We start from the raw sequence: 11,750 nt of genomic DNA, 5'->3' as shown, positions 1-11,750 counted from the left end.
CGGATCCGGCTTTTGCAATCACGAATAAGCTGAAGCCATTCGTGAGGCGAAGTAACGTTCTCCACCCTGTAGCAAGGTCATTATATGGAGAGTCGCGTACAAGAGTCGAGTTGGGTTTCGGCAGTTATCAACGAAAAGGATGGGCGATGGCTCAAGTTCCTAAGTTCGGTTTCTCTGCCTTTTTGAAACTCCTCAACACGAACCCGAAACCCCAGAAACGCCTTGTGCGCGAACGGTGCAGTCCTAGCGGCGGCGGTTACGACTATCACAAGAGCTTGAAGACCCGGGTTCAGCAGGTTGCGTTCGGGGAACTTTCGCCTCAGCAAGCATTGGATTCGACGGCACTCATTACAAAGCATTCAGAACGCGAGTCTGCCCGGCGCGGTCTCAAGCGCTTTTTTGAATGGAAGCAGAAAAATCCTGGTGTGCTTGAAACGACTGAGGGTCTTCTCTTCCCCAGCCCGAACGGCTTCTACAAGGTCGAGTTTACCGCCAACTTTCTTATTGAACTGGATGGTCGGCGCACAGCAGTTCATTTGTGGAACACGCAGCATAGGTTGAGTGGCCAGTTAGTTAGAGCAGCACTTTCTACGGTCGCGACGCGTTACCCAGAGCACGGGAGGCCCGACGACATTGCTGTTCTCTCGCTACAGGATGGTTCCTTGTACAGATGGTCAGAAGCCGATCGGGAGATTGCGCTCCTAGGTGAACGGCTTCTTGAATACCTCGACAAGCAGTTTGAGGTTGCACGAAGCGAGCTTGGCCGACCGGCAAGTCCGGAAGGACCTTCGCCTCAACCGTGAAACGCGGAGCCCCGTCGTTTAACCGGCGGGGCTCCAGCGTCGGCGTGGCGTGGCGTGTAGCAAGCATTCTTGGATTGTGATGGCGGCTGCCGCGACAACCGCGACTACGCAAATCCTTAGCTCCTTCTGGTGGCTTTCGGAAAGCCTCCTCGGCCGTGATCAGCGGGCTCAACGATTAATTGAAGCTCCTTGATGGCATCTTCAACGAAACCCTGCTGCAAGCCAATATACGCTAGACGCCCTTTGGGGGTTAGTTCGACTTCCGGCGCGACGGTTCGGATCAGATTACGAATTGAGATCCTGAGCTGTTGCGTTCTCCGGGCGCGGCCTGTCGATCTGCGCATCGACCGCGATTCGCTAAACAAGTATGCAACAATATAGGGTGCATTAGGCTCCTCATTTCGAAGCCAAAGCGTGAGGTCCAAACCTCGCTCTCCCAGAGGTGGAAAACTCAGGAAAATTCTGTCTTCAGTCTCATACCCTGGCGGCAACTGCATTTTTAGTACTCTCTCGTTTCACGAGAGTGTTCTTTTAACGAATGAAAGAAGCAAACGTCTTGAATGTTGTTTAACAGTGGCCAACCCTGTCGCCAGCGAGAATTGAGATCCTACTCGTAGCATCGCTTAACTTGTGGTCCCGAAAGCGAGGGTTGTAGTAGTACAGAAATGGTGTAATCTCATTTTACTCTTGGAAGTTGCTTGCGGGGGCTCCCATGCACATCTCCGTGTCGAAGTTTATGCTCGTTTTGCTACTGTTCTTGCTTGGCAATTTCAGTTTAATCGACGCATCTGCTGCCGAGGGTGAGCAATCAATGGCTAGGCAGTGCGCTCGATCGGCCGGTACAGATATGAACCACTTTGTGGGTTGTATGGGCGGGGCACTTGTTTTGCCTCAAGACCAACTTGATATCCTCAACTGCACAGGTGGGTTGGAACTGGGTTGGGACAATGAGACACAGGTAGCGAATTGTCTTGGCGCCAAATTCATTGGTGACAAGCTTTCCATTGAACAACGAGCCACCATGGAGTGTGCCCAAAAGTCTGAGGGCGACGAAGATTCATTCACACAATGCGTTGGAGACTGGTTCAAGAAATCCAAACTGAGCAGATCAGACCGTCGTATCGTAAACTGTGCGGACAAGGAAGGTACGGATAACCTCGAATTTGCTGCGTGCGCTGCCGAAGCACTTGTCGAGGGCAAGCTCGATTTTGCTGAGGAGAGTAATCTCGAATGTGCCGTTTCCTCTGGTGGATCCCTGACCGAGTTTTCGCTTTGCTCTGCACAGTACCAGCTTGCTCCCGAGCACAGAGAAATGGTGGCGTGTGCCTCGAACTACGACGACGCGTACGAGGTTACCGAATGCGCTGTCAGCGCCCTTTTGGGTGACCTCCCCAAGGAGCAGAAAGTTGCTTTGGAGTGCGCCTCCCAGTCGGGCGGCAATTTCAAAGACTTTGGCACCTGCATGGCGTCCGAATTTCTGCCGGACGCCATCACACCCGAAGCACAGGAAGTCCTGAGTTGTGCGAAGGATGGCGGAAGCACAGCGTCTTTTGCTGCTTGCGCAGGTGAAGCGCTGCTCGGCGATGACATGTCGAGGGAACAAAGGGCGGCTGTGCAATGCGCCGCACGGTCGGATGGTAGCGCGACCGGGTACGCTACCTGTGTGGGTACAAAGCTTTTGTCCCTAGATCTAAATCCGGAGCAACAGATCGCCCTTGAGTGCGTCGCAGAGACAGGAGCCCAGCCGTATGCAGCCGCAGCGTGCACAGGTGGTCGGTTACTTCAACGCGAACTTCAAAAATGTGTCACTGATGGATGGGGAGGTGACGGGTGCTTTGGCGACAGCAACGACTTGGTCGGCAAGAATGGATTTGTGGTCACGCGCCTACGACAGCTTTCCGGCGGCCCAAATTCCGTAATAAACAACCCTGGTCAAATTTTTGGCGGCCCGAACTCCGTTTTTAACAATCCAGGACAGATTTTTGGAGGACCAAATTCCGTTTTCAATGACCCCGGTCAAATATTCGGAGGGCCGAACTCGGTATTCAACAATCCGGGACAACTTACCGGGGGCGATAACTCCGTCATCAATAATCCGGGGCAAATATTCGGAGGAAGCAATTCTTTTCTGAGAAAACCGGACCTCAATCCTTTTGATTAAAACCCATCAACGATCCATTGACCGCTTGATCGATGGTACGCGAGCAAATCGTAGGTTGTCCCAAGAAACTAGAGGCGACAGCTGCCTTAGCAGAAGCGATCAATTTTCGCCTTTGAGTTCGCCCGCTTCTTTGTAGGACCGCTAGATCCCGGACCAATCTCTCGACAAATGCCTGCAAGCGACCCTATTTCGACACCGAAAAATTGGACTTGATGAGTTGCTCTTTTTGGTCTCGCTTATAAGCGAAAGCGAGAGTGAATTTGCCCGGCTTGAGGGCCTTTTTCAACTTAACGGAGACCATCCCGCTCTCAGCTTGGCTGAATGGAAACCCGCATTGTTTACTGACAATCTCTTTCCACTCTTGAATGTCAGGTTCAGATTTGATGAAGATCTCATCGGGATGAATGCCATTGTTGAACGAGACCTTGGCTAGTTCGGAAATCGACGTTTCATCTTGATGCTTTTCATCAAGCAGGAATATTTTCGGCTCTTCCAGCGAACAATCTATGAAATTGCCGCCGTCTTTGCATTTCTTAATTAAGTAATTTACGACGAAAAAATTACCGAAAAGAACGTCAGATAGGGCCATATTGTTCGTAAGAAGCTGGTGTTCATTGATGGAGGGCCGATAAGTTCCCATAACCGTGCAGACGGGGTTCTCCTCCTCCTTTTGTGGGCTGTCCGCTTGAACTAATTTTGGCTGGGTTTGCTTCGACAATTCGTCGGACAGGGACCGCAGTAGATCAACAGCGCGTGGTTTTGGGCCTAGCATACTGGCTGTAGAGAGCGGACGGATTTTTGGGGCCCCTTCCCCGCTGAAAGCCCCGCTGTGAGCGGGTTCGCTGTGGCCGAGCGCAAACGTCACGAATGCAAAAACAGCGACAAATCTGATAGGTACAGAATTCATCTGTTTAGCTCTCAGGAAAGGCAGTCCGCCCCATAGCTTTCTGCGTGTATAGTATTTGTCTCACAATCTAGATTACTTGTCGATATTTTGGTCAGCGTGGCCCTTACTCTCTTTGAAGGTCACGACTGAGCATAAGGCCCCAGGCGATTGCAATCGCCCACAATCAGTGGGAGCCCTGATGCTTCAGGGACGCTCCGACAAGTGGCCAAACCTATTCATCGCCGCCAAGTGGTCGGCGGCGATGTGCCCCGAGGACTTAGAGGTGTCGGCGGCAACCAGGACCGGTAGAGTGTTCGCCACAAGCGGTCCGCTCCCGGCCAGGCATATTGCTTCGATGAATCAATGATCATCCCGGACGTCCTCCTGTGCTGTTCCGTTGGTTGATGACAAAGGAGGTCGCGAATCCGCCGATTCCGCCTCGTTCAAGAAGTTCTTGGCGTACTTTTCCATCCATTCTTTCACACCGATTTCAGGCTTTTCGGCCAGTTTCTCGATGATCGCTTCCATGAAGAGCTTTTCGCCGACGTGCTCTCCGAGCGATCGATAGGCCTCGAACTGCGTTTCCGAAAAGAATTGATCGGCCGTCGAATGATGTGGAAACATGGGCTCATCCAGGCGGTACCGTCTTAGAAACTCGCCTTCATTTCCCGTCAAGGAGAGCTTGACGTAGAGAAGGTATCCAATCTCCCATGGGTCCTTGTTATCACCGGTGGGGTACCGAACTCGGCAGAACCTGAAGTGCGAGCGGCTGAAACCAGACTCCTGTAGCCGCAGCTCGTCCAGTTCGGCATCGATTAAGATACCCATGTCGATATAGGCCAGCCGCTGAAGATTAGTGAGCGCGTGAAAGGTCATCCTCGGGTCGGATTCACCGTCGATTGCGACGATATATCGGCAGCGGCGCCTCAGAAGTTCGTAAACTCCAAGGTTCTCAATATGACCACCGTCCGAGATATTCGCATAAGGCAGATCTTCGTTGGCATTCGCCATGAATTCATGAACCAGGTACCTAAGGCTTGGCCCCTGGCGACTCCAAGTGAAGCCGGACGGTGGTTTCTCGCCTTCAGCTGCTTTTAGTGGATTCTTCAGCCAGGCATTCAAACGCGCATTGAACAGCGTCAGCCAGAAACTACCGCGCCGTGTCGTACGCAAGCCCATTTGAGGGGAAACAGCCGCTCCTGACAGTGCCATTGCTGACGCCAGATCAAGCTTCGGATTCCATGTCTCCCATCGACCGGTATTGCTGTATTCCAGCAGATTGCTGCCGGTCATGTGTGGTGTGAACGAAAAGACGTCCGCGAGACGCCCGCGCATTTTCGGGTCTTGCGATCCCGGAGCGTTCAACGCGCAGTTTATGATCGGATAGAATGTGGCGCCGCACGCAAGCTCGCTTATCTTAGGGGGCGGGTTGTCTCCCTCGGTGTGGATGAACGCTGTAGCTAGCTTAGATCGGTAATATCTGTAGAGCGATGTCTCATTAACGTCGACCCACAACCAAAGTAGTCCGCCGAACACCGCGATGGCGGCCAGCAAAACCATCGTTTGGTAAAGGGGCACCACCCGGAACACCGCGAAAAACGAGTGTTCGACGAAAAGTAGGAAAATTGGCGTTATGGCGATGGCGGCAGCGGGTCGAGCTTTGGCGTACACGGCGAAGACTGCCCCCAGGATCGCCATCAGCGTTGCGCCAACCAATAGGGTCGCGGAAAGTCCGCTCAATCCGGGGACAATGGAGGCACTAGTGAGTTCATCGATCGCGGTATGAAATAGTTGGAATGCCATCCCAGCCAGTGGGAAGCAAAATAGCGCTCCCAGGGCCAAATGAACGCGATTTAGCTCTTTGAGCTGCAGCTTTTCCTTCCGCGCGACAAAGGCAAGCAGGAACAACGCAACAAGTGGGAATAACCAAGCAAGCCAGGATGGGATATCCCAACGAGCCACGCCACAACGTATGCTGAGTTCGATCGCAGCAAAAAACGCTATTGCGCCGAACAGCACCAACACATTCACGAACACCCCGTAGGTTGATCGCATAACCAAGAGCAAACGTTCAAGAAAGCCAGCCGAGAGGAAGCTGGCACGCTGCCGGACCCCCATCAGAATGGTGGATTCTTTTTCGGTTCGCTTGAACGGTTCCTGATTGCTGGCAAGCCCCATACCTTCAGGAAGGTCCTTTTGCCCAAGCAAGGAAGTCAGGAAGCATCCCGTGTATCCGCCGCCTGAGACGGTCGAAAGATAGTCGAACGCGGGCAGCAAATTTCGCCGAGCGAGCGCCGCAAGGACACCGAGAGAAAAGGTTGCGCTTCTGATCCCACCCCCAGAGAGAGCGAGCCCAGCTGCCCAGTCATCCTCGTTCGCGACCTTGTAGTTAGTGTTAGATCGGCGGCTGATGACCGCGGCCCGCTCAATATCGCTGAATGAAGGTATATTACCGGCTGGTCGCCAAACGGCCTTGGAAGGGGGTTTTTCGCTCGTGCTAGAGGAAATTGGCGTCGAGGGATCATAGGACGCCATTCCGCCTTCAAGAAGGGCAAGCGCACGCTCCAATTGCCGGAGTTCCCCTTGCACCCGATAAAGTTCCGCCCTGAACTCATCACTGGAGTCTAGCGCTTCAAGGGCTCCGGCCTCGCTAAGAGGATGCCATTTTGCGGTGAACGGTCTTACGACCGCGTTGAGGGTGTGCCAAACGAGGATCTCGAACGTACCGCAGCCCACATTTTCAGCCGTGACTTCCCGGGCATTCGCAAAGAGTTCGACTATGCTCTTGAGGGCACGTTTCTCGGTACCGCTCCCATAGGGAAGACGGGCCGTTGCGATCCGAGATATCAGCGTTGTACGAAAACGGTGCGCGGCGGCAATGTTCGGACCGTCTTCCGTCCAGTCCATGCTGCCGTATACATTCATGAACTCCGTGCCGAAAATCGATCGCTCTCGGAGTTTCAAAAGTTCCAACTGAAAAGTGCTTTTCTTTACGACAGGCTGCGGATCGCCTCTTGCCATAGCAACAATCCTTCGAATCTGCCCTGGTGGGCTCTGCATTGGTACAAACTGAGGACGCTCAGTCCAAGATCTTGTCTTCGCTCACCGAATATCGGGCGGCGCTTTGGTGAAACTGAAAAGGATCGTCGACGACGCGATTGAGGTTGGATGACTGGGTTATCATCAGCCAATCAAGCAACCCTTGGCACTCATCGTTCATGTAGACGCGGTGTCCGCGGATATTTCTGTACCCGATTTCGGCGAGAATGGTACTGGGGACCTCGGGCGCGTCCTTGCCGAAATAATAGAAGTGCTCTGATATCAAGACCCGGTCCGTTCCCGTGTCTGTTTTAACGTTATGGGTATCGGGGGATCCGTCTGGACGACTGTGGTGGGAATCTAGCTGGTGCCAGCCTCCGCTGTTCTGATGATAAATGTTGTCACCGAGCATCATCGTTCGGCTTCCATTGCGGACCGGCTTCTTGTCTTTAAATCGTCGGTCAGCCCAATACTCGTCGAAGGAAAGAGCCTCCGTCACTTGCATCGCAAATATGCACCGCCCTACCGCGCCGAGCTTCGTACCGCCCATTCCAAAAACCCAGTCGTCAACCTTGGCCATTCGTCGAACGACGGGTTTGCAGGTTGCGAGGGTGCAAACTCCATGAAACGGGTTGGGCGCAAAGCCAAAGTCTCGCGCTACAACGTAGATATAGACAGCCATGGATCAGCAGCGCGACGTGGATGGAATGTGAACAGGAGCGCGTGAGGACCCGTCAGGCTCACGGAAATCATTATCCCTGCCTTCGACGGCATCAATAACTTTGTCCGGATTCCAGTTCACCAAAGCACTACCATAATCCTCGAAGGCAGGCGGAATATCAGCTTCGGTACCACCCCTGGTGAAAACGCCGACTATGCGCTTGCCAAGCTCGTGAGCCTTCTTGATCTCCCAGTTGACCCAGGGTCGAGCGTGGGTCTCTTTTCCTATGAGAACGATAACCGTCGACGCCCAGGACATTTTTATCCTCAAAAGGCGCTTGATTGCGTTGTCGCTGACCAGCCCCTTGGCAAGGCGCTCCTGGTTCGCGGGCTTCGCCCTGATCGAACTGTTTCGAATTTCGCATCCCTTGCGAGCGAGGGAGTCCGTCAATTTCGTGACGTGCTCATCATCGGCGTGATGATGACTAATAAAAACATGTCGCCTACCAGCCATTTCTATTCTCCATCTTCTTGACGACTCACGTACCATAGGTTGAATTTGTTTTCGATAGTCGCGGGAGGGCGCATGGCCGGAAAACTGTTGATATTTGAAGGGCCTGACGGAGTCGGCAAGACTACGATCGTACAGGAACTGAAGGCCAAATTATCAAGCGAAACGTTCAAGTTTTTGAGCTTCCCCGGCCGCGACGAAGGCACACTTGGTAAAGCCATCTATCGGATACATCACTCGCCACAGGAGTTCGGCATCAAGGTGATGTCGGAACTGGCTCGTCAAACGCTTCATATTGCAGCCCATATCGACGTCATCGAGACACGGATTAAGCCATGGATCGCGGAGGGAAGGAATGTGGTCCTTGATCGATTTTGGTGGTCGACCCTCGTCTACGGAAGCGTTGGTGGTGGGGAACAGAAGGCGCTGAAGGAACTCGTCGCGGCCGAAGTGACTGTCTGGGGCGAAATCAAGCCAGCGGTCGCTTTTCTGATCGATCGAGATCGCCCAATCGACCGAACCGAAGAGCTTGTCTACTGGCAAGCCCTGCGCGATGGCTACGCACGCCTCTCCGCGCAAGAGGCCAATAACCATCAGGTTCGCATCATAAGAAACATCGGGACCATCGCTGACGCGGTCGACTCCGTCGAGGCCTCTATTGCGGAAGCCCTTAGAGCGTAAAATGCCAACCGAATGTCGCGGCAGACAATTTGAGATACCGAAAGCTTAGGCCAAACAGTGTGAGAAATGACAGGCTTCTTAAAGAACGTTTTTATCAGCCACATTCATGAAGACGACGAGGGTCTGCCGAAGCTGAAGAAGATCCTCAGCGACCACAACCTCGATATTCGTGATTCCTCGATCAATTCGAACAATCCAAACAACGCATCCAGCGAGGAGTACATCAAGAACTCCATTCTTGCCCCTCAAATTCAATGGGCCGGGACCTTGATTGTCTACGTGACAGCCGAGACACGCCAAAGCACTTGGGTGAACTGGGAAATCGAATATGCCGCGAAGCTGGGCAAGAGGATTGTTGGCGTGTGGGCCGAGGGAGAGCACGGATGCGAACTACCTGACGCTTTGAAGGAGTACCACGACGCGATGGTGGGATGGCATGGCAACTCCATCGTCGAAGCCATCGTGGAAGACCAGGATAAGTCGGAATTGCCAGACGGCACGGCCGCGCCAATCCTACCGATTAAGCGCCATCCTTGTGGAGCTAAGTGATGAGCATTTATTCCTATGTCGTTAGGTATGACAGTGGGTTCGCGCCCAACCCTTTCTATGGGATCTGCTCCCTTGCGACATGCGTGCGGCTAATTCGAGAGCACGCGAACATCGGCGACTGGATTGTAGGTTGCGGCAGTGCTGAGCGCACCGTCAATCGCGGCGGTCATATCGTTTTCGCCATGAGGGTCACCGAAACACTGACCTTCGAGCAGTACAACGCCGACCCCCGTTTTGAGCGGAAGAAGCCCATTCGGAACGGCAGCCGTAAACAGAGCGCTGGCGATAACATATATTTTCCGGCGGCAGGTGGCTGGTCGCAGCGCGATTCTTTCCACAGCAAACCGGACGGCACTCCGAACCCGAAGCATGTGGCGAACGACACGAGTGTCGATCGCGTGCTTCTGAGCGACGACTACGTGTATTTCGGCGGGGAAGGCCCCGAGTTCCCTGCAAACCTCCACGACGATGGCGGCAGGCACATTTGCAAGGCTGGGATCGGTCGGTCGAAATTTGATGATGTAGCCATGGAGAACAAGCTGACTGGCTGGTTAGATTCTGTCTCACCGAGAGGGGTGCAGGGATCACCGCTTGAGTGGCTGAGCTTACGATAAGGAGAGTTTCGATGGCTGCTCCATCGCTTGGACTGAATGAGTATCAAAAGCTGGCATCGCGAAGCGACCGGACGCGTGACAAGGGAAATGGCTTTGACCTGCCTGTTCTTGGGTTGGTTGGGGAGGTTGGCAGTCTCCTGAGCGAAGTTAAGAAGCGGCAGCGCGACAAGGCCGCTATCATTGGCTACGAGCAAACCGTTCTAGAGGAGCTAGGGGATACTCTGTGGTACCTGGCCATCATTGCCGACCACGCCGAGATCAAACTCGCGGCTCTAGCGGGAGAGGAAACCGGTAGAGACCTGCCATTCAGCGCCCTTCAGCCGCAGCATGCCTTGCCTCTCAACACTCCAAGCGCACAGTTCGAGAAGACATTGCTGCGTCTGGCGGCAGCAACCGGGGAACTTGCCGCCGCTGTAGATGCCTCTCATGGCGACAAGATTCTACTGCGTACCCGTCTCGACAGCGTTCTGAATCACCTCGTCCAGGCGGCCAACGAAGCAGAAGTGCTTCTGGAAGATGCGGCACGCGCCAACCTCAGAAAGACCGAGGATCGATGGCCGCGGGAGCGGGTTTTTCCCGCTCTGTTCGACACCGACTTCCCTCCCGATGAACAGTTGCCGCGAAGCTTGGAAATCGACATTTACGAACGTGATGCCAGCAACGGCAAGCGATACGTGCTTCAGAGCTGCCGGGGCTTATTCATCGGAGATCGCCTTACCGACAACATCATGGAGCCGGACGACTACCGCTTTCACGATGTTTTCCACTATGCCTATGCTGCTGTCCTGGGCTGGTCACCCGTTACTCGTGCGCTCCTCAAGCGCAAGCGCAAAAGCAAGGCCAAAGTTGACGAAGGCGAAGACGGCGCCCGTGCCGTCCTCATCGAAGAGGGCGTCGCCACGTACGTCTTTGGTATTGCTAAGGATTTCGATTTCTTTGCAGATCAACGACCAGGTGACCTAAGTCTCACTCTTCTGAAGAACGTGCGGCAGTTCGTTCGTGGTTATGAGGTGTACGCCTCACCTCTATGGCTTTGGGAGGACGCGATCCTTCAGGGAAATCACGCCTTCCGGTTCCTCAGAGAAAAACGTCGCGGTAAGATCAAGCTTGATGTAGAGAAGCGGTCGCTGTCGATAGAGGACCTACAAGAATGAACACCGCTGAGTTCGTTGAAGCGCTGGCCGACCTTTCGTTCAAGGACGCTTTCAACCCATACTCGGACGCATGCGGGGACTTCGATCAGGATGACGCACCGGCTATACGGCGCACAAATCTGAAACTGGTGCTCGATGCCGCAATCGACCGAAAAGTCGACTCGATCTGGATCGCTCGTGACCTTGGGTACCGTGGTGGCCGCCGCACGGGTCTCGCACTCACGGACGAGGCTCATCTCAATGATCATTCGACTCTATATGGCGACCTACCCTTGGTTCGCGCAACCAAGGGCCCGGCGTTGGCCGAACGAACTGCGACGGTGATCTGGCAGACCTTAAACCGCATCCAACGCCCTGTTTTCCTTTGGAACGTGTTTCCGCTACACCCACACGAACCGGGTGATCCGCATTCCAATCGTTGCCATACGCGCGTCGAGCGGAATGCGTGCAGGCCCTTGCTCAGTTGGCTTCTCGAGGTCCTTAGCCCTCGAGTTGTTGTTGCTGTTGGGCGGGACTCGCAACTCGCGCTTGCTGACCTTGCAATTGATGCAACGCAGGTGCGTCACCCGAGCTACGGTGGACAATCCGATTTCATTTCCGGAATCCAAAGCCTGTACAAGTTACCGGCGGTCAACACCCCCTCCCCGCAATTGTCGATGTTTTGAACTGCGGGACGACGTGCCTCCAGCAAC

11 protein-coding genes are annotated in these 11,750 nt (G+C 54.0%); 7 read left to right on the top strand and 4 right to left on the bottom strand.

Features of this window, described 5'->3' with window-relative positions; genetic code table 11:
- Positions 1 to 146 precede the first annotated feature (146 nt).
- Entirely contained in the window at positions 147 to 803 is a 657-nt protein-coding gene (locus tag K9B32_RS10275) for a hypothetical protein (RefSeq protein WP_224561786.1), read from the top strand.
- A gap of 712 nt (positions 804 to 1,515) precedes the next feature.
- Entirely contained in the window at positions 1,516 to 2,964 is a 1,449-nt protein-coding gene (locus K9B32_RS10270) for a hypothetical protein (protein WP_224561785.1), read from the top strand.
- A gap of 184 nt (positions 2,965 to 3,148) precedes the next feature.
- Here the strand turns inward: K9B32_RS10270 and K9B32_RS10265 are convergent, their stop codons facing one another.
- From K9B32_RS10265 to K9B32_RS10250, 4 genes are all read right to left on the bottom strand, one after another.
- Complete coding sequence (locus tag K9B32_RS10265; protein ID WP_224561784.1) at positions 3,149 to 3,871, bottom strand: hypothetical protein; 723 nt, start codon at positions 3,869 to 3,871, stop codon at positions 3,149 to 3,151.
- Between the two features lie 339 nt (positions 3,872 to 4,210).
- Positions 4,211 to 6,871, bottom strand: coding sequence for a patatin-like phospholipase family protein (locus tag K9B32_RS10260; protein WP_224561783.1), 2,661 nt, complete (start codon positions 6,869 to 6,871; stop codon positions 4,211 to 4,213).
- A gap of 58 nt (positions 6,872 to 6,929) precedes the next feature.
- Positions 6,930 to 7,571 carry a hypothetical protein gene (locus tag K9B32_RS10255; protein WP_224561782.1) on the bottom strand — a complete coding sequence of 214 codons (642 nt, stop codon included), beginning with the start codon at positions 7,569 to 7,571 and terminating at the stop codon, positions 6,930 to 6,932.
- A 3-nt stretch (positions 7,572 to 7,574) separates the two neighbouring features.
- Positions 7,575 to 8,099 carry a TIR domain-containing protein gene (locus tag K9B32_RS10250; protein ID WP_224561781.1) on the bottom strand — a complete coding sequence of 175 codons (525 nt, stop codon included), beginning with the start codon at positions 8,097 to 8,099 and terminating at the stop codon, positions 7,575 to 7,577.
- A gap of 36 nt (positions 8,100 to 8,135) precedes the next feature.
- Here K9B32_RS10250 and K9B32_RS10245 point away from each other — a divergent pair, with 36 nt between their 5' ends.
- The 5 genes from K9B32_RS10245 (at position 8,136) to K9B32_RS10225 (ending at position 11,723) form a co-directional block, all read left to right on the top strand.
- Positions 8,136 to 8,741, top strand: a complete 606-nt coding sequence (locus K9B32_RS10245; protein WP_224561780.1) for a dTMP kinase — start codon at positions 8,136 to 8,138, stop codon at positions 8,739 to 8,741.
- A gap of 66 nt (positions 8,742 to 8,807) precedes the next feature.
- Positions 8,808 to 9,290, top strand: a complete 483-nt coding sequence (locus K9B32_RS10240) for a TIR domain-containing protein (RefSeq protein ID WP_224561779.1) — start codon at positions 8,808 to 8,810, stop codon at positions 9,288 to 9,290.
- Positions 9,290 to 9,904 carry a hypothetical protein gene (locus K9B32_RS10235; RefSeq protein WP_224561778.1) on the top strand — a complete coding sequence of 205 codons (615 nt, stop codon included), beginning with the start codon at positions 9,290 to 9,292 and terminating at the stop codon, positions 9,902 to 9,904. Before K9B32_RS10240 ends, K9B32_RS10235 begins: the two co-directional genes overlap by 1 nt.
- An 11-nt stretch (positions 9,905 to 9,915) precedes the next feature.
- Positions 9,916 to 11,058, top strand: coding sequence for a nucleoside triphosphate pyrophosphohydrolase family protein (locus tag K9B32_RS10230; protein ID WP_224561777.1), 1,143 nt, complete (start codon positions 9,916 to 9,918; stop codon positions 11,056 to 11,058).
- A complete protein-coding gene (locus K9B32_RS10225) occupies positions 11,055 to 11,723 on the top strand; it encodes a uracil-DNA glycosylase (RefSeq protein ID WP_224561776.1) in 669 nt (222 codons plus the stop codon). The genes K9B32_RS10230 and K9B32_RS10225 overlap by 4 nt, the downstream gene beginning before the upstream one ends.
- Positions 11,724 to 11,750: the final 27 nt, after the last annotated feature.

It is taken from the genome of Rhizobium sp. 3T7 (genome assembly GCF_020166565.1).
Lineage (GTDB): Bacteria > Pseudomonadota > Alphaproteobacteria > Rhizobiales > Rhizobiaceae > Rhizobium.
Note: the sequence above shows the minus strand (reverse complement) of the source record. Positions and strands in the feature narration are given on the sequence as shown.